16 protein-coding genes, 1 tRNA gene and 1 riboswitch are annotated in these 17,782 nt (G+C 45.3%); of the genes, 7 read left to right on the plus strand and 10 right to left on the minus strand.

Going from position 1 to position 17,782, the window contains the following annotated elements:
• Positions 1 to 96 precede the first annotated feature (96 nt).
• Positions 97 to 220: riboswitch (SAM riboswitch) on the plus strand.
• A 69-nt stretch (positions 221 to 289) separates the two neighbouring features.
• From L3V45_RS05875 to L3V45_RS05885, 3 genes are all read left to right on the plus strand, one after another.
• Positions 290 to 1,411, plus strand: coding sequence for a methionine biosynthesis PLP-dependent protein (locus L3V45_RS05875; RefSeq protein ID WP_024085136.1), 1,122 nt, complete (start codon positions 290 to 292; stop codon positions 1,409 to 1,411).
• Positions 1,404 to 2,579: a cystathionine beta-lyase gene (gene metC, locus L3V45_RS05880; protein ID WP_103695008.1), complete on the plus strand. Its 1,176-nt coding sequence runs from the start codon at positions 1,404 to 1,406 to the stop codon at positions 2,577 to 2,579. Before L3V45_RS05875 ends, metC begins: the two co-directional genes overlap by 8 nt.
• 137 nt (positions 2,580 to 2,716) lie before the next feature.
• Positions 2,717 to 2,789 (plus strand) — tRNA-Val (locus L3V45_RS05885).
• Positions 2,790 to 3,068: 279 nt separating this feature from the next.
• On the opposite strand, the gene L3V45_RS05890 is transcribed toward L3V45_RS05885, so the two are convergent.
• Both L3V45_RS05890 and L3V45_RS05895 read right to left on the minus strand, forming a co-directional pair.
• Positions 3,069 to 3,359 (minus strand): contact-dependent growth inhibition system immunity protein, encoded by a 291-nt coding sequence (locus tag L3V45_RS05890; RefSeq protein WP_003154958.1) that lies wholly within the window; start codon positions 3,357 to 3,359, stop codon positions 3,069 to 3,071.
• 16 nt (positions 3,360 to 3,375) lie between these two features.
• Positions 3,376 to 5,259, minus strand: coding sequence for a ribonuclease YeeF family protein (locus tag L3V45_RS05895; protein WP_236837286.1), 1,884 nt, complete (start codon positions 5,257 to 5,259; stop codon positions 3,376 to 3,378).
• A gap of 495 nt (positions 5,260 to 5,754) precedes the next feature.
• Here L3V45_RS05895 and L3V45_RS05900 point away from each other — a divergent pair, with 495 nt between their 5' ends.
• The 4 genes from L3V45_RS05900 (at position 5,755) to L3V45_RS05915 (ending at position 8,453) form a co-directional block, all read left to right on the plus strand.
• Positions 5,755 to 6,117, plus strand: coding sequence for a hypothetical protein (locus tag L3V45_RS05900; RefSeq protein ID WP_024085166.1), 363 nt, complete (start codon positions 5,755 to 5,757; stop codon positions 6,115 to 6,117).
• A gap of 291 nt (positions 6,118 to 6,408) precedes the next feature.
• Complete coding sequence (locus L3V45_RS05905) at positions 6,409 to 6,795, plus strand: VOC family protein (protein WP_015388384.1); 387 nt, start codon at positions 6,409 to 6,411, stop codon at positions 6,793 to 6,795.
• Positions 6,796 to 7,140: 345 nt separating this feature from the next.
• Positions 7,141 to 8,061, plus strand: a complete 921-nt coding sequence (gene bla / locus L3V45_RS05910) for a class A beta-lactamase (RefSeq protein WP_095315330.1) — start codon at positions 7,141 to 7,143, stop codon at positions 8,059 to 8,061.
• A gap of 110 nt (positions 8,062 to 8,171) precedes the next feature.
• Positions 8,172 to 8,453, plus strand: a complete 282-nt coding sequence (locus L3V45_RS05915) for a putative quinol monooxygenase (protein ID WP_003154950.1) — start codon at positions 8,172 to 8,174, stop codon at positions 8,451 to 8,453.
• Between the two features lie 99 nt (positions 8,454 to 8,552).
• On the opposite strand, the gene L3V45_RS05920 is transcribed toward L3V45_RS05915, so the two are convergent.
• From L3V45_RS05920 to L3V45_RS05955, 8 genes are all read right to left on the minus strand, one after another.
• The gene (locus tag L3V45_RS05920; protein WP_236837287.1) at positions 8,553 to 9,965 is read right to left on the minus strand and encodes an MDR family MFS transporter; all 1,413 of its coding nucleotides are present in this window, start codon (positions 9,963 to 9,965) and stop codon (positions 8,553 to 8,555) included.
• 132 nt (positions 9,966 to 10,097) lie between these two features.
• Positions 10,098 to 10,571, minus strand: coding sequence for a MarR family transcriptional regulator (locus L3V45_RS05925; protein ID WP_003154948.1), 474 nt, complete (start codon positions 10,569 to 10,571; stop codon positions 10,098 to 10,100).
• A gap of 269 nt (positions 10,572 to 10,840) precedes the next feature.
• Positions 10,841 to 11,953, minus strand: coding sequence for a glycoside hydrolase family 53 protein (locus L3V45_RS05930; RefSeq protein WP_236837288.1), 1,113 nt, complete (start codon positions 11,951 to 11,953; stop codon positions 10,841 to 10,843).
• A 51-nt stretch (positions 11,954 to 12,004) separates the two neighbouring features.
• A complete protein-coding gene (galT, locus tag L3V45_RS05935) occupies positions 12,005 to 13,504 on the minus strand; it encodes a UDP-glucose--hexose-1-phosphate uridylyltransferase (protein WP_115996252.1) in 1,500 nt (499 codons plus the stop codon).
• A 1-nt stretch (position 13,505) separates the two neighbouring features.
• Complete coding sequence (gene galE, locus L3V45_RS05940; RefSeq protein WP_236837289.1) at positions 13,506 to 14,498, minus strand: UDP-glucose 4-epimerase GalE; 993 nt, start codon at positions 14,496 to 14,498, stop codon at positions 13,506 to 13,508.
• A gap of 3 nt (positions 14,499 to 14,501) precedes the next feature.
• A complete protein-coding gene (locus L3V45_RS05945; RefSeq protein ID WP_044053113.1) occupies positions 14,502 to 15,671 on the minus strand; it encodes a galactokinase in 1,170 nt (389 codons plus the stop codon).
• A 15-nt stretch (positions 15,672 to 15,686) separates the two neighbouring features.
• Complete coding sequence (locus tag L3V45_RS05950; RefSeq protein ID WP_044053114.1) at positions 15,687 to 17,393, minus strand: PTS lactose transporter subunit IIBC; 1,707 nt, start codon at positions 17,391 to 17,393, stop codon at positions 15,687 to 15,689.
• An 11-nt stretch (positions 17,394 to 17,404) separates the two neighbouring features.
• Positions 17,405 to 17,719, minus strand: a complete 315-nt coding sequence (locus L3V45_RS05955; protein WP_025851875.1) for a PTS sugar transporter subunit IIA — start codon at positions 17,717 to 17,719, stop codon at positions 17,405 to 17,407.
• Between the last annotated feature and the right edge of the window lie 63 nt (positions 17,720 to 17,782).

The raw sequence follows: 17,782 nt of genomic DNA on the forward strand, positions 1-17,782 counted from the left end.
AGATGCACTTCTTGCGAGAGTTCAGATAAATAAAAAGTTGTTGAAATCTATTTTATAGTGCGTTAATATAGAACAATCAGAAAATACAAAACAATATTCTTATCACGAGAGGTGGAGGGACTGGCCCTTTGAAACCTCAGCAACCGGTTTGCTTTGCCGCGGGAAGGCAAAGTGCCAAGGTGCTAAATCCAGCAAGCGATTCACGCTTGGAAGATAAGAGGAAGAGAAAAGCTCCTTCTTCTTATGAAGAGGGGGCTTTTTTATTTTTGAAAAAGGATGGTGCTTACTGATGACGCAGCATGTTGAAACAAAATTAGCCCAAATCGGAAATAGAAGCGAAGAAGCAACGGGAACGGTCAGTCCGCCGATTTATCTGTCCACCGCTTACCGCCATAGAGGAATAGGAGAATCTACAGGTTTTGATTACGTGCGCACGAAAAACCCGACACGCCAGCTCGTCGAAGACGCCATCGCCGTGTTGGAAAACGGTGCGAGAGGATTTGCTTTCAGCTCGGGAATGGCAGCCATTCAAACCATTATGGCTCTATTTAAAAGCGGGGATGAATTGATTGTATCCTCCGATTTATATGGAGGCACGTACCGTTTGTTTGAAAACGAATGGAGAAAATACGGCTTAAGCTTTATTTACGATGATTTCAGCGATGAAGACTGTTTACGCTCCAAAATAACGGAAAACACGAAAGCGCTATTTGTTGAAACACCGACAAACCCGTTAATGCAGGAGGCGGACATTGAAAAAATCGCCCGGATTACGAAAGAAGCCGGCCTGCTTTTGATTGTGGATAATACGTTTTATACCCCGGTCATCCAGCGTCCGCTTGAACTGGGAGCGGACATCGTCATTCACAGCGCCACAAAATATTTAGCGGGGCACAATGACCTCCTTGCCGGTCTGGCTGTCGTTAAGGATGAAGAGCTCGGCGACATCATGTTTAATCACCAAAATGCGATCGGCGCCGTTCTCCCGCCGTTTGATTCGTGGCTTTTAATGAGAGGGATGAAAACACTCGGACTCAGAATGCGCCGTCATGAAGAAAACGCCCGTGAACTTGCAGAATTTTTAGAACAGGAAGAGGAAATTGCCGACGTGTTATATCCCGGAAAAGGCGGAATGCTGTCTTTCCGGCTGCAAAAAGAAGAATGGGTCAATCCGTTTTTAAAGGCGCTGAAAACGATCTGTTTCGCAGAAAGTCTCGGCGGGGTGGAAAGCTTTATTACATACCCCGCGACACAGACGCACATGGACATTCCGGAAGACATTCGTATCGCAAACGGCGTCTGCAACCGTCTGCTGCGTTTTTCAGTGGGCATTGAACATGCAGAAGATTTGAAGCGGGATGTAAAGCAGGCATTACAGCAAGTAAAAGAGGGGGCCGTGTCATATGAGTAATCACAATTGGACGCTGGAAACCCAGCTCGTGCACAATCCATTTAAAACAGACGGAGCCACCGGAGCCGTCAGCGTCCCGATCCAGCATGCTTCCACATTCCATCAGTCTTCATTTGAAGAATTCGGGACATATGACTACAGCCGATCAGGCACACCGACAAGAACAGCGCTTGAAGAAACGATCGCAGGTCTTGAAGGCGGAACGAGAGGTTTTGCTTTCAGCTCCGGTATGGCGGCGATTTCGACGGCGTTTCTGCTCTTATCCCAAGGCGACCATGTTCTCGTCACGGAGGATGTGTACGGCGGAACATTCCGCATGGTGACTGAGGTTCTGTCCCGTTTCGGAATCGAACATACCTTTGTCGATATGACGGACACAGAAGCGGTCGCCCGCGCCATCCGGCCGAACACGAAAGCCATTTATATGGAAACACCGTCAAACCCGACGCTCGGCATCACGGATATTAAGGGCGTCGTCAAACTGGCAAAGGAACACGGCTGTCTGACATACCTTGACAATACATTCATGACGCCTGCTCTGCAGCGTCCGCTTGATCTCGGTGTAGATATCGTGCTTCACAGCGCGACGAAATTTTTAAGCGGCCACAGTGACGTGCTGTCAGGCCTTGCCGCCGTAAAAGATGAAGAGCTCGGCAATCAGCTGTATAAGCTGCAAAACTCGTTTGGAGCGGTGCTCGGTGTTCAGGACTGCTGGCTCGTATTGAGAGGCTTAAAAACATTGCAGGTCAGACTGGAAAAAGCGAGCCGGACGGCTGAGCGGCTGGCTGCCTATTTTGACGGGCATCCCGCCATCAAAAACGTTTACTATCCCGGCCTTGCCGGACACCCGGGAGCCGATACCCATAAACGTCAAGCGAGCGGAGCGGGCGCCGTCCTGTCCTTTAAATTGGAAAGCAAAGAAGCCGTCAAAAAGCTGGTCGAAAACGTATCGCTTCCGGTATTTGCCGTCAGCCTCGGCGCTGTCGAGTCCATTCTCTCATACCCTGCAGCCATGTCGCATGCCGCCATGCCGAAATCAGAGAGGGAAAAACGCGGCATCACAGACGGCCTTCTGCGCCTGAGCGTCGGAGTCGAAAACGCCGAAGATTTAGAACGCGACTTCGAACAGGCATTGAAAAAAATAACCCCCGCCCAAGTGAGATCATAAACGAAAAGGGCGCCGTCAATTTTGCGACGCGCCCTTTTTTATTTTAGATAAAAAAAGTGTTGACGAATGAGAAATCAGGATATATAATTATAAATGTCAGAGAGACAACAACATACCCAGCAACACATACATATCATGATTCCGTAGCTCAGCTGGGAGAGCGCTACCTTGACAGGGTAGAGGTCGCTGGTTCGAGCCCAGTCGGAATCATAGCCGAAACCCTTGCGTAGCAAGGGTTTTTTACTTTCTCTTAATAAAGCCGGTTTATCAAATTCGCAAACTGTTGGCGAACTGTTGGCGAACTTGATTTTTTGGCTCGAAATTTATTGTCCGTATCTCTTTTTAGGATCAAAATTGTTGAAAAGTTCAGCTGGTGATGCCGTCAAGTAGATCCAAACCGCACTGTCGGTATTGCATTTCTATCCGGCCACAAACTTCGGTATCAATATAAAAAGGCCCTCTCATAAAATGGGGGCCTTCAGTGTTCTTTTAAAGAGCTTCTTTTAGTTGTTCTATTACACTTTTCAACCATTCTATAGGTGGTAAGCCAATTGTCGGGAAATATATTTCTGCATTACACTTTATAATGTCTTCCTTTTCTTCTATAGTTAAATCGCTATTTAGAAACTCTTCGCAATACTTTACTGTAAATAGCAGACCTTCTTTACTAATTTCCTCAATAAATTCGTCTAAGGCGTGTTCAGGGGATTGGATATCTTGATGAAATGTTGCACCTAAAAAATTTTCTAATTCATCTAAGAAATCATACCTTTCATCCATGATACTTCCTCTCTTTCTATTTGGTTGGATATCCTGTAAGGATAAAGTTACCGTTATTATCTTTTTTGAGTATAATTTTTGCGTTTGTAACGTTTTCTACTAGATCTGAATTTCTTGATACACTTCTGCCGATTATTTCTCCATCGCCCTTGTATCTTAACATTAATTTAGGTTTTTTAGGATCATCAATCCAATTTTCGATTTTCTTTATATTTTTTGGATCGTTTAAAACTGAATTAGCAATTCTTTCAGCGGTAGCCCTATCTTTAAAAGTAGATGAAGCTGTAATATGTGGGTTAGGATCAGTTTTCAGTCTTTCTATTAATTCTTTATCTGTTTTCCCAACATGCCTTTCTAGAAGGTGTCCGCCTTTTGCTTCGTGAGCAGCTAAGCCACCGCCTGGTGCGAGAGGACTGCTGTCTCCTTGTTTAACACTATGTATGCCGTTATTGTCAGAAGTCACAGATTTACTGAGCACACTCTCTTTCTGATCTTCAATAATACTTTTCAACAAAGGCGTATTCTTCACATTGTGAGTATTTTCAATATCCTGTGCTATTCCGGCAAGCGCGGGTTGGTACTTATTTTTCGAAACGGAATTGATATAATTTTTTCCTTTTTCAATCCCGGTTTTTACATGTTTTGCAGCTGCTTTTTCACCGGCTTCCAAGACGTTATCCACTTTGGCGGCGCCTGTTTTCGCGAGCTTGCTTGATACTTTTACAGCTGAGCCGGAACCTTTGAGCCCGACGATGCTCCCGATGGCGTAAGTGATGTAATGGGATCTTGAATACGCATCCCCGTTAACCATTTTATCATTCCACGAATCCGCCAGGTTTGTCCATATGATTTTTGTGTAGGAGGGCGTGTTCAATACAGCCGATATGGTTTTAGCGACTTTTTGTTCATCGGAGAGATGGTAAAAATCCCATGCGCCGACAGCCAGATCTTTGACGCCGGTTATGGTGTCTTTCCCGACATCATAAAGGCCGACGCCTATTCCTTTGACGATATCCCAAGCCGTTTCTCCGACTTCTTCGAGCTGTTTTGCTTGTTCAAGCTGCAACACATATTCCACCTGAGCAGGTTCAAGGTTTTGATAGCCGATCTTCTTCGTGATTTCCAAATACTCATCCGGATCGGTGACACCATCGGCCAGCTTTTTCTTCAGATCCTTGATTTCCCGCTCTTTCGCTTCTTCCTTTTTAATCGTCAAATAAGCATCCGAATGTCTTGCAATCTCGCCTTTCTTCTTATGGGTGTCGCTTTCTCGGTATGCCTTGGCGTTGTAGTGAAGCGGCGTGGCGCTTTTTCCTTTGCCCGTGGCGTTTTGAAGCTGCTGGAAGTCAGCTTGGATGAACTGTTCGTTTGCTTCGGTTTCTGTGTATTCTTTCGTTAGATCGTGATCAAGCTTGCCGAGCTTATGTATCGTTTCGCTTCTTTTTTTGTCAGCTGAAGAAAGCTTCTGATCCGTGCTTTCGGTTGAAAACAATTCGAGCGAGATGATGTCTTCGATCTCTCCGAGGATGGAGCGCATGTCCTTTTTTTGCTCTTCCATAATCGCCTTTGATTTACTGAGGGCGTGGGTGAGCTCATGCTCCAGGAAAGATTCCTCCACATGCGAACTGGAAAGTCCGGCATCTTCGACCTTGCCGGGAAGGCTTGTGAGAAATGCGATTTTCATGTCGATCAGATCAAGCCAGCTGTCTGTGACGCCGGCGTGGTCTTTGAAAAAGGCTTTGATGTTGTCAGCGCCCCGGCCTGAGAAATCATTGTCACCAAGATCAGCCATACCTTGAAACGCTTTTTTCAGATTGACCATCTGACCGCGCAGTTTTTTATATTCACCCGCACGCTGTTTGGCGGCGGCGAGGAGGGTGGTTGCTTCGAAAACTTTCATGACCATATCCTTTCATGCGAAATACTTCAACAAGATATTACCATGGAAGAATGAAGGAAAAGCCAAATAAGTATTTTGAAAGTGCAAAATGATTAATTTGTTCTGGGTAAATTTACTTATTTTATGATCGGGAATTGGGGTAGAGTTAGCTTTAGGTGAATCGGTTGTTAGAACATCATGTGACGCACTTCCTTTAAAAAGCATACACACACATATTAGAGGGCTGAAATTTACCCGAATGAATTAGGATACGGCGGCCCAAACTGCTTTCCGCATGGAATCAACCTGGGCAACTGGTCAATAGCTTTAAAAACTTCAACATAACAGGGAAATGCGGCGGGCATTGGGAATATAAAGGAATATAGGCTTACAGCTATGCAGGATGGATGAAAATCCGTCAGACGGCGAAGGAAAGGCAATCTCCATGTGTTGTGACAGTTCGAATGCGGGGGGTATGTCAGAGGGACGAAGCGACTTTTTTGAGGAGGAAGCGGAATGATTAAATTTACACGGCCTTCACCTATGAAGAAAACATGTACGATGCACCCGGAAAAGGAATCTGTCAGATCGGTTTCGTTTACTGATTTTAACGGCAATTCTGTAACAGTAACACTTTGTCAAATGTGTCTGGCTGAATTAAAAATGAAAGCCGCGACTGAATACAGGAGCATGACCGAGGAGCGGGCCAAACTGAATCGTTTCAAGATTGGTGATCATGTGTATTTAGAGCATTTGGGAGTCGTCAGCGAGATAAAAAACCTGGAAGGCGCTCAAGTGGCAAACAGGACAGACACAGACGGAGTCCGGAAGGCTACCCCTAAGGAAATCGCAGAGTATAAAAAGCAGGGGAAGCGATGACGGTGAAAAATTATTCAGTCAATTATTTATCAGTTGTGTTACTTATGGGAGCGGGGGCCGGATGTTTACGGGTGCGCGACTTACACGGCCGGAGCCTCCACGGTGGAGAGGAGGAGAATTCAAACTAAGAATGTGAATTGATCAAACGCAGTTTCATGAATCTCCGAAGGCTTTCCATCCGAAATTTGGGTGCAGTATGGGAAATTTTTTTGTGGAAACTTGACATAATGCTGTCAGGTCCCTATTGTATGATTAAATGAATGGCCAGTAAAATGATAGGAGGCGTTCAATATGAAGCTGCTGCAAATTAGACTATTGGTTAATGACTTTAAAAAAAGCGTCGAGTTTTACAGAGATTCATTAGGACTTCCAATAAGTTGGTTAGAGAAGGAAATGGAATATGCACTTTTCGATAATGGAGAAACGAAAATAGAGCTTTTATCTCAAGAAAATATGGCTGAAATAGTTGGAGAAGAAAGAAAATCTTTAGACGGAGATGCGCAATCGAGATTTTTGCTTCAATTTAAGGTAGAAGATGTTGATAAAACGTATGACTATTTGCACAAGCAAGGGATTACATGCGTCAATGAACCACATGATCGTCAGGAATGGCGTGCACGAGTTGCTCATTTCAGAGATCCAGATAATAATCTTATTGAAATATATAAAATGATATAATTTTGACCGGCAAGATTAAGGTAATGCGTTTGTTAACTTACCTTATGATTTTTATAGTCTGCAAGAGAAACATATATAGATCCAAGACGGAAAGCCTGCGGACACTGATCATTGCACAGCTCACTATGCTCTGATTGGTGTCCGTTTTTATTTGCACGGAGGGATAACAAATAGATAATGAACACGAAGCGGACATGCAAACATTCAGACGCGGCAAGGGCGGCGCATTTAATAAGGGGAGGAATCAGAATGCAGGATTTAATCATTCACAGGAAATATATTGACTTTCATCCTGTTTGTAATGTTAATTAGAAGATGTATACAAAAACATTATAATGAGGAGGTCTGGATGTGAAAAATAAAGCGGGAATACAAGTTGGAATATGCATTGGGCTTTTATGTTTAAGCTTTACCGGTTTCAGCCCTTTATTCGGCTCTACGCACGCTGAAGCAAAATCCATAGAAAACACAAAAATGACAAGCTGTATAACGAATCAAAAATTTGTTCAGCTTGAGAAAAAATTTGATGCCAGGCTTGGGGTTTATGCGATTGATACGGGGTCAAACAAGACAATCGCCTATCGGCCGAATGAACGGTTTGCTTACGCATCAACCTATAAAGTTCTGGCTGCAGCTGCTGTTCTGAAGAAAAGCTCAAATGAAAAACTTAATGCCATCATCCGCTACAGCAAAGACGATTTAGTTACATATTCTCCAATCACAGAAAAACACCTGGATACAGGCATGAGCCTGAAAGAAATCTCAGAAGCCGCTGTCCGTTACAGCGATAATACTGCGGGGAACCTATTGCTGCAGCAGCTTGGCGGCCCTAAAGGTTTCGAAAAATCACTGAAACAGATTGGGGATCATGTAACGAAAGCGGATCGATTCGAGACGGATCTAAACTCTGCGATTCCCGGGGATCGTCGTGACACAAGCACAGCAAAGGCACTGGCAACCGATCTTAAAGCGTTCACTTTGGGTAACACTCTCACGACTGACAAGCGCACGATCTTAACGGATTGGATGCGGGGCAACGCTACCGGCGATGAACTGATTCGGGCAGGCGCCCCTGCAGGATGGGAAGTCGGCGATAAATCCGGAGCCGGAAGTTACGGGACGCGAAACGACATTGCCATCGTTTGGCCGCCTGACAGAGCTCCGATTGTTTTGGCAATCCTGTCAAACCGATTTACAGAAGATGCCGATTATCATAATGCTCTTATCGCTGAGGCTGCAAAAGTCGCTCTTCATGATCTTAAATAAACATTGCCGTTCATTTTTTATGGACGGTTTTTTATATGTTGAGAATGCGGTATGCGGGTTTCGATGTTATAATGTAAAGCCATAAAATGATGGGAAGAGGGGGAGTTTCGATGCATTACATAACGGCATGCTTAAAAATCATCAGTGATAAAGACCTTAATGAAATAATGAAGGAATTCAAAAAACTTGAGGAAGAAACGAACAAAGAAGAAGGCTGTATTCAGTTCCATGCTCATCCGCTTGAACCATCAGAACGCAAAATTATGCTTTGGGAGATTTGGGAAAACGAAGAAGCTGTTAAAGTCCATTTTACGAAAAAGCACACAAAAGACGTTCAAAAACAAGAATTAACGGAAGTAGAATGGTTAATGAAAAGCAATGTGAATGAGTAAAAGGCTTTGTATGTTGTTGGCTGACTCTGCCGGCAACAATCATCAGTTTCATTCATTAAAACCCTTGCTGCGCAAGGGTTTTTTACTTTGAAAAGTTCTTTATATCGCAGTCTTTTTATGGGTAAGGAACAGACTTGGAATGAAGATGGCCGCAAGGATGATGACGGATACTAAGAATCCGGCATGGTAGCCTTTTAAACTGTTCGGAATCGTTGGCTGCAATCCTTGTATGACAGTTGCGGTAACGGTTGCGATCACAGCTGACCCAAAGCTGGAACCGAGGTTTTCAATCATATGAATACCGACACCTGCTTCCGGAAGCTGTTTGCTGTCAAGACCTGTATAAGCGTCACTCATTAATGGGAGCATAATTCCTCCAAAACTGGTGCCGCGGAAAAATAATACGACGGAAATCCAAATCATACTTGTGTTATCGGTGATAAAAATAAGCGGGATAGATCCGATCAGCGAAAGAACAAGACTGACCGTAACCACGTATTTCGCACCGATCTTATCAATCATTTTTCCGATCAGCGGACGAGTCACGAGCATTCCGACTCCTTGAGGGATTAAAGCGAGTGCTGCTCCGACTGCCGTGAAATGACGAATGTCTTGAAAAAACAGCGGAAGTATTAACATCGGCCCCATGATGGCAACATTCGCTAAGAACAACCCGATCGAAGATGCTAAGAAGCTCTTGTTTGCAAACAAATTCATAGGCAGCACGGTTTGGTTTTTCTTGATCAGATTATATACAAGATAAATGACTGCTGAAACAAGACCGATGCCCGCCCATAAAATGGTGTCGCTATTGTTAAATGATGCATGATCCGCCGCTTTCGTAATACCGTACATCAATGCCGCGCTCATTAATGACAAATTGATAATCCCGAAAATATCGAGTTTACGATCTTTGTTGAATGGTTCAAAGTCTGGAATGGTTTTCATCATAAGCGGTGCGGCAACCAAAATGATGAACACGTTGATGTAAAAAATCCAATGCCATGAAGCGCCTTGGACGATGAAGCCTCCGATGACAGGTCCTAAGATCGGGCCGAAGATCATAGGGGTGCTGACGATTGCCATCACTTTTCCCAGGTTTTCCGGACCTGCCGTTTTAACCAAGAGTGTTGACATAAGCGGAGTGATAATGCCGGCGCTGAATCCTTGAAGCAAACGGAAGAAGATGAAGCTGGAAATGTCCCGGCTCATTCCCGCAAAAACAGAAATGACACCAAAGGCGATGACTGAGCCGATGAAGATTTTCTTACCGTTATATTTATTCATAAGCCAGCCGGATACGGGTACTGCAATCGCAAGTGCTAACATATAGCCTGTAACGGACCACTGAATGGTATCCAATGTCGTGTTGAAGTCTTTGGTCAGTTTGTCGATGGCGATGTTTACCATCGTAGAGTCAAGCATGGGAGCAATTGCTCCCAGTGCAATAGCCCAGGCGGCTGTGAGAACTTCTTTTGGCAGCAAAAGTTCCTTTCTTTTATGTGTTGACATATTATTCTCCTCTCAAAATTGCTGTATTTGTTTCCTTGTCAACAAAATAATAGAGTGATTTTGTTTCTTTGTCAACAATAAGAAGGATATAAAAAGGCAGCCCGTTTTCATGGAGCGGGGCTGCCTATGGTTTTATTCCGATTTCATGTCTGCACCAAGTTTCTTTATTTCTGAATCCAAATGCCTGCTGTATGTTTCCACGAAGCTCAGCATCGTGTCAAATTGTTCATCAGTTACTTGTTCAAACACGATTTTGTCCCGTTCTTGAAACTCTTTGTGCAATTCCTCGTGAATTTTATAAATGACTTTTCCTTGCTCGGTAAGCCTGAAATAGATTTCTTTCTTGTTAAGCGGCTTCTGATAGCTTTCGATAAGGCCTTTATTGATAAGCTTCTTCGTTAATTTACTTATAGCGCCTCTTGTCATATAAAGGGACTCCGCAAGTTTTGTCACATTGGCGTCTTCAATTTTTTCGATGAATTCGATGCAATGCACTTCAGAAGGTTTATGCCCCTTAAGGCTTTCTTCCATCTTCAGCCTATTCAGCCACACCATCTTGTTAAAAAAGTCCCTGAAATCCGTGAGGAGCTGTTCTTTTTTGTCCATGACCCGTCCTCCTGCTCGGTGGTGCTTACACAATATTATAAAATGTTTGTTTCTTTTTCAACAATCGTAAAGTTATTATTTAGGAACTGAGAGATAGTGCGCAGAAATAAGAAGGAGGGGGAACAGAAGAAGTATCCTATTTTTAACCGAAATGTGTTTTTTCGAGTATGTTTCTTTCCGTATTCGTTATTAGCTCTTCATAACAGGCTAACTCTGCAGCCTTACAAAAAAGCAGGCTGCGAAAAGAGCCTGCTTTAGAATTGCATCAATCATTTTCCTGTTGCGGCATCATAAAAAGCGTCAATTGCGGTTGTGTATTTCAAGACGTTTTTAGACACTTTTGCGGTTGCGCCTAGTGGATACGCATCTGACAGAACGCTGGAGTGAGCTTCGGGTTCCCAGTAAAATACGCCGGTTCCTTTGCCGTTCGGAACGGCTTTCACCAGTTTTATGGTGTCTTTTATGGTCCAGTAGGAATCTTTCGGATTATTTTCATCTCCGCCCAGTTCAACCACCATGACTTCCTTGTTGTAGCGTGAGGCGATGTCATTCAAATTAGATGATAAATGGCCGGTGAGCTCCCAGTACGGCTTACCTTCCCAATAGGGATAGAATGAAACGCCGATGATGTCGGTTTTCCCTCCGTTTTTAAAGAATTGATCAAACCACCATCTGAATAGGCTGTTGTCCGTGCCGTGTGCCAAATGGCTGATTACCTTGGTGGCCGGGCTGACGGATTTCACGGCGTCATAGCCTTTGTTCAGTAAGCCGGTCAATTTGCTGAAATCGCTCGTGCTGCCGTCGGGCAGTAAAATTCCTGAATTCATTTCATTTCCTACTTGCACCCAATCAGGAGAGATGCCGTGATTTTTAAGTTCTTTCATGACATCGTACGTATGGTTATACACGGCTGCCTGCAGCTGGCTGTTTGAATAGCCGGTCCATTGGTTCGGCTTGATCTGGTGGCCAGGATCAGCGAACACATCACTGTAATGGAAGTCAACCATTACTTTCATTCCTAACGCTTTTGCCCTTTTGGCTGCCGCAAGTACGCCCGCTTTGTCACTATAGCCGAGCATCGTCCATGTTGTGCCGTCTTTCAGCCAATAATAGCTGCTTGGCGGATTCACAAACACTCTCAGTCTCACGGCATTTATTCCGTGATCTTTAAGAATCTGCAAGGCATCTTTCTGTTTCCCGCCGTCATCCAGCCAGCGCACACCTTCATCCTCCATTTGTTTCAGCCATCCTATATCCGCGCCATAGGCAAACGGGGCATCCGCTTTTGCTTTAGGAGACTTCCCAATAAATGTAAAAGCGGTGAAAATGAGAGAAAGACAGATTGCGCTCACAAATACACGTTTCAATCGGTTTTTGAACATCACAATACCTCCTGATAAAAAAGATTGTTGATTGATTTCACTCTGAATGTTTCAGCTGCCATTCTCCAATAACGTCGTGAAACGCTGAAACGCCTGAATTCCTTCGGGTGTCATTTTAAAAACGCCTGCATCGGTCAGCGCGCGTAAAAATACATTCGCGGTTTCTCTTTGTAAAACAGCGGCTGCATTTTCCGGTGTCACGTCTTTATCCGCTTTGATGTTTTCAGCCCACGGAAGATGAATGTCCTTGATGTCATGATGTTCATTCAGTAAATACTTTTTCACTTCTGCCAGCTCATCTTTCAGACGGGGAGGTAAAACGGCGAGCCCCATCACTTCAATCAGACCGATATTTTCTTTTTTGATGTGATGAACGTCTTGATGCGGGTGAAAAATGCCATCCGGATAATCTTCGGAGGTGCGGTTGTTTCTGAGAGCGAGATCGATTTCAAAATCCGTTCCCCTGCGTCTGGCAATCGGGGTGACGGTATTATGGGGTTCATTTGTCTTCGCGATGATGCTGACGGTTTCGTCTGAATATTCCCGCCACTTTTCAAAAACATACGCAGCGGCATCTGTCAGCAAATCCGGATCTTTTGCGCGAAGGCGGATCACTGATACCGGCCACTTCACGGCTTCGGCCTGAACGTCTGGAAAATGACGCATATGAAAAGGGTAGAGGGAACCCGCTTTTGCCATGGGAAACTCATGGGCGCCGCCTTGATAATGATCGTGTGAAAGAATGGAACCTCCTACGATCGGCAAGTCTGCGTTTGATCCCGCGAAATAATGAGGGAAAATTTCCGTAATGGCCAGAAGCCTTCTGAAGCTTTCGCGGCTGATGTTCATCGGCTTGTGCACGCTTGAAAGAAAGATGGCATGCTCGCTGTAATACGCATAAGGAGAGTATTGAAAACCCCACTGTTCTCCCGCTAAGTCAAGCCTGATGATGCGGTGGTTTGAACGGGCGGGGTGATGCGGTGTTCCGGCATACCCCTCGTTTTCCATACAGAGCAGACATTTCGGATACCGGTTTTCCGGACTGTTTTTTACCGCGGCGATGTCTTTAGGGTCTTTTTCCGGTTTTGATAGATTAATGGTGATGTCCAATTCCCCAAAAGGTGTTATTGAGCGGTACACGATATTTTTTCGAATGGCCCGCGTCTTAATATAGTCGTTGTTTTGACTCAATCTATAAAAATAATCTGTTGCTTTTTTCGGGCAATCTGATAACAATTCGCTGAATGCGGCATTGATCAGAGAAGGGGCCGGTGTGATTACGTCCATGATTCTGCTTCCCAGCATGTCTCTTTCAGCCGGCGTATCGTTTATGATTGACCGTTTTACCGCGTCTTTCACCATTTCGTCCAAATAGTGAAGCCTGTTTTGTTTCTTGATACGTTTCGGTTCTGCATAATCCGTCAGTCCGAGCAGATCGAGAAGTCTGTTTCTTGTATAAATCACATCTGTTTCATTTATGTCGCCTAAGACAGTGCTTTCTTTCAGAAACCCTGCCACTGATTCAAAAACGTCAATGACCGCCGCCTCCATTTCATTTGTCCTTGTATCCGTTAGGATGATGCCGATGCCAATTCCATGCTGACGCAATGATTTCCGATATGTCCGTTTGTTTCGGATTCCAGCCGAGAATGTTCCGCGCTTTATCGCTGGAAGCGATGAGGGCGCTTGGATCACCGGGTCTTCTTGCGGACGCTCTTACTTTTATGTCTCTTTCGGTCACTTGCCGGGCCGCTTCCGCCATTTCTGATACGGAAAACCCGCTGCTTGATCCTAAATTGAAAATGCCGCTGTCTCCGCCGTTTTGCAAATATTCCAGAGCGAGAATATGGGCATCGATTAAATCAGAAACATGAACATAATCGCGGATGCACGTGCCGTCTTTTGTATCATAGTCAGTGCCGAATATCAAAACCTCCTCGCGCTGACCGAGCGCGGTTTGTATAAGGATAGGGATAAGGTGGGTTTCCGGATGATGATCTTCTCCGATGGAACCGTCCGTTTTCGCGCCGGCAACGTTAAAATACCGAAGCGAGACATATTTTATGCCGCAAGCGGTATCGCACCACTTCAGCATTTTTTCTGCCATGAGTTTTGATTCGCCGTATGCGCTTTCCGGCTTTTCCGGCATGTCTTCTGTGATGGGCGCTTTTTCAGGTTCGCCGTAAACAGCGGCGGATGAAGAAAACACAATGTGTTTCACTTCGAATTCCTGCATGACCTCCAGCGTAATTTGCGTACCGTACACATTATTATTGAAATATGAAAGAGGGTCTTTCATTGATTCGCCGACAAGGGATTGAGCGGCAAAATGGAGAACGCCTGTTACGTTCTCCTTCGCAAATACAGAGCGAAGAAACGGTTTGTCACGGATATCTCCATGGTAAAAAACGGCTTTTTCATGAACGGCTTTCCGGTGGCCTGTCTGGAGATTATCCACAGCTATCGTTTCAAATCCTTTGTTTACTAATTGATCAACCGCATGAGAACCGATATAGCCGGCTCCGCCGAGAACGAGAATCGCCATGATTTATTTTTCCCTCCATTCAGCCGCGCCATCGCTTATATCCGCGATGTAGAAAGAAGCTTCAAGACCTGTCCTGCTGCGGTAGTGAGATGAAACGGCCCGGATAAAGCCGGCGGTTTCTTCACTTTCCACAATGGCTATGGCGCAGCCGCCGAACCCCGCGCCCGTCATCCGCGCTCCGAGTGCTCCTTCTTTCCAGGCTGCTTCAGCCAGCGCGTCTAATTCGTCACCGGTCACTTCGTAGTCATCACGTAACGAACGGTGCGACGCATTCATCAGCTCCCCGAACGTTTTCAAATCATTCGATTTGAGAGCTTCCGCCGCTGAGAGGGTCCGCTCGTTTTCATTGACCGCGTGCCGGGCTCTTTTACGCAAAGTTTCACGGGAGAGAAGAGGTTCGAGTTCGTTGAATTCTTCTCCCGTCAATTCCGCAAGTGATGCGATATTTTGATATTGCCGCAGTTCCGTGAGAGCCGCGTCGCATTCGCTGCGGCGTTCATTATACTTTGAAGCCGCCAGCTCCCGGCGCTTGTTCGTATTCATAATGACGATTTTATATCCGTTAAAAGCAGCCGGAATCATTTCGTGCTCAAGCTTATCGCAGTTTAACAGAATGGCCATGTTCTTTTTGCCTTTTTGCACTGCGAATTGATCCATAATCCCTGAATTCACGCCGATAAATTCATTTTCGACTCTTTTTCCGATAAGCGCCAGTTCAGTATCGGAAACATCCAGGCTGAATAACTTTCTTAAAATGGAACCGGTTAACATTTCAATGGAAGCAGAGGAGCTTAAACCGGCTCCGTTTGGAATCGTACCGTGAAAAAGAATATCCATTCCGCTGTCTATTTGGCCGCCGGCTTCAAGAAGGTAATGGATCATCCCCTTCGGATAATTGGTCCAGCCGTCTTCTTTTTTGTATGCAGTGGCGGAAAGATCAAGGCAGACAATGCCGCTGTCAGGAAAGTTTTCTGAGTATAACCGGATCTGGTGATCTTCGCGTTTTGCGCATACGGCATATGTTCCGATCGTGATCGCGCATGGAAGAACGTGACCGCCTATATAATCCGTATGTTCCCCGATCAGGTTGATCCGGCCGGGTGCGAAAAACAGTTCTCCGTTACTTCTCTTGAAAATGTCTTCGAATCTTGATTTCAAAAGTTTGGCATCCATGGTAAACCTCCGATTCTATTTTGAGGTATGCTCCAGTATGAACTGAATGGCTTTTTGTGAATTTCTGGTGAGACTGATATATTCCGCTCCTTTCGTTGCGACGAGTTTCACATGCAGGCGGTCCGCATCTTCTTTAATGTCATCATAATAAGAGCCGACTTGCGGAGCCAAAATGATCATATCGAAGTCTTTCATGATGTCGTAATGGGATCCGTAGGCGCCTGCTGAGGCGGTGATCGGCACGTTGTATTCTTCGGCTCCTTCTGTCAGTGCGTTCGCAAGCATAGCGCTCGTTCCCGCTCCGGCGCACAGCACTAACACATTGGTGCCGTGTTCCAAGGCGGATGAGGATTCCTGAAGATTTGTGCTGATGACGGTGGCCGCGTCTTCTGAGGCGCCGGCCATGGCTGGCTGTATCTCCCGGGATTTTTGCGGCGCGGTTTCAGGTTCGGTATGTTGGGCTTCTTCCGCCGCTAATACTTTGTCATAAGCTTTACAGAATGGCAGGTATATCAGGAAATCGACAATGATTAATACAGCCGTCAGCACAAAAGCCGAGAGCCCCATGCCGGTTCCGAGAATCAAGCCGGCGGGCGCCGGGGTGGCCCACGGAAGAACATACATAAAACTGTTCATTCCGATGACATCCACGAAAAATTTAAACAGACAGACATTCACCATCGGCGTTACAACAAACGGAATGAAAAAATAAGGATTTAAAATGATCGGCGCAGCAAAGAGAAGAGGTTCGTTTACTGCGAAAGACACCGGAACCGCGGATGCTTTTCCGACTGCTTTCAATTGCTTGGATTTTGCGAAAAGCAGAAAGATAAACGGAACAACAAGGGTTGCGCCGGTTCCTCCCATTGTGCCGACGAAGTTCCCGAGTCCGACGGTCAGCACGTTGGATGCCTGCTCGCCGGCATTATGAAGCTGAAGGTTCGCCTCCACATTTGCGTAAATAATAGCTGCGATGGCCGGCTCTACAATAGAAGGCCCGTGAACGCCGACAAACCAGAACAGCGCCATCATTCCCCAAATGACACAAATCCCGAGATAACCGTCTGCGGCGGTAAAAAACGGCGATAAGAGAGAGGAGAGAGCCTCCGCAAACGATACATTCAGCGTATTCCTGATCAATAAATCAACGATCACCATGGCCAAAACGGAAAAAGCGAACGGAAAAACATCTTTAAATGTTTGTGAAATGGTACCCGGTACTTCTTTAGGCATTTTAATCGTAATATTTTTCAGCACGCAGAATCTGTAAACGTTCACCGTTATGAAAGCGGATACAAAAGCGGCTAAAAGACCTTTTGTGCCGAGATATTCCGTGGAGAACCCGCCGTCGATTTGAGTGACGCTTAAAATGAGAAACCCGACGACTGAAGCAAGCATCGCTGAAACGGGGTTGATCCCTTTGTTTTTCGGCATTTTTCGGTTCATTGATTCACTCAGGCATTTCGCACTTGTTGCCGCAACGATCAGACCGAGGGCGCCCATTGAATAGTTATAAACTTTCCAAAGCCATTCAGAAACACTTTTAGGCCAAGTGAAACCCAACACTTCCGGCACAGCGGCGGTGAGAATGAAAATGCTGGCGAATAAAATAACAGGCATGGCAGTTAAGAAGCCGTCGCGGATCGCGCCTAAATAAATGTTTCTTGAGATTTTTTCGAAAAACGGTTTTCCCTTTTCGATTTGCTTGATGATACCGTTCATTTTTCCACTCCTTATCGGCGGCTTCGGTAGAGTTCTATAAAATCCTGAATAAGATCACGGAGCAAAAGGGTTGTCATCAAGTGGTCCTGACCGTGAACGAAAATAAACCCTAATTCCATGTCCTTGCCGTCAGCTTCTTCAGCTAACATTTTCGTTTGCGCATTGTGGGCGAGGGTTAAATTTTCATCGGCGCTTTTCAATGCTGCTTCCGTGTTTTCGAAGTCTCCGGCACGGACTTCTTTCAGGACTTTCAATAAAGTGCTTCTGGCGTCGCCGGCATAGGCGACGATTTCAAAACCGAGCATCTGCAATTCTTCCTTTGTCATGAAAAAAACCTCCTAAAGACGGCACACATGATGAAAAGAGATTCTTTTCACCATGTATGATCG

It is taken from the genome of Bacillus sp. R45 (assembly GCF_021729365.1).
Classification (GTDB): Bacteria; Bacillota; Bacilli; order Bacillales; family Bacillaceae; genus Bacillus; species Bacillus velezensis.

Coding starts and splice junctions, on each gene's coding strand:
- L3V45_RS05920 (WP_236837287.1), bottom strand. CDS start 9,965: ATGTCAACACATAAAAGAAAGGAACTTTTGCTGCCAAAAGAAGTTCTC.
- L3V45_RS05925 (WP_003154948.1), bottom strand. CDS start 10,571: ATGGACAAAAAAGAACAGCTCCTCACGGATTTCAGGGACTTTTTTAAC.
- metC (WP_103695008.1), top strand. CDS start 1,404: ATGAGTAATCACAATTGGACGCTGGAAACCCAGCTCGTGCACAATCCA.
- L3V45_RS05930 (WP_236837288.1), bottom strand. CDS start 11,953: ATGTTCAAAAACCGATTGAAACGTGTATTTGTGAGCGCAATCTGTCTT.
- L3V45_RS05955 (WP_025851875.1), bottom strand. CDS start 17,719: ATGACAAAGGAAGAATTGCAGATGCTCGGTTTTGAAATCGTCGCCTAT.
- galT (WP_115996252.1), bottom strand. CDS start 13,504: ATGGAGGCGGCGGTCATTGACGTTTTTGAATCAGTGGCAGGGTTTCTG.
- L3V45_RS05945 (WP_044053113.1), bottom strand. CDS start 15,671: ATGGATGCCAAACTTTTGAAATCAAGATTCGAAGACATTTTCAAGAGA.
- L3V45_RS05915 (WP_003154950.1), top strand. CDS start 8,172: ATGCATTACATAACGGCATGCTTAAAAATCATCAGTGATAAAGACCTT.
- L3V45_RS05905 (WP_015388384.1), top strand. CDS start 6,409: ATGAAGCTGCTGCAAATTAGACTATTGGTTAATGACTTTAAAAAAAGC.
- L3V45_RS05950 (WP_044053114.1), bottom strand. CDS start 17,393: ATGAACGGTATCATCAAGCAAATCGAAAAGGGAAAACCGTTTTTCGAA.
- L3V45_RS05900 (WP_024085166.1), top strand. CDS start 5,755: ATGATTAAATTTACACGGCCTTCACCTATGAAGAAAACATGTACGATG.
- L3V45_RS05890 (WP_003154958.1), bottom strand. CDS start 3,359: ATGGATGAAAGGTATGATTTCTTAGATGAATTAGAAAATTTTTTAGGT.
- galE (WP_236837289.1), bottom strand. CDS start 14,498: ATGGCGATTCTCGTTCTCGGCGGAGCCGGCTATATCGGTTCTCATGCG.
- L3V45_RS05895 (WP_236837286.1), bottom strand. CDS start 5,259: ATGAAAGTTTTCGAAGCAACCACCCTCCTCGCCGCCGCCAAACAGCGT.
- L3V45_RS05875 (WP_024085136.1), top strand. CDS start 290: ATGACGCAGCATGTTGAAACAAAATTAGCCCAAATCGGAAATAGAAGC.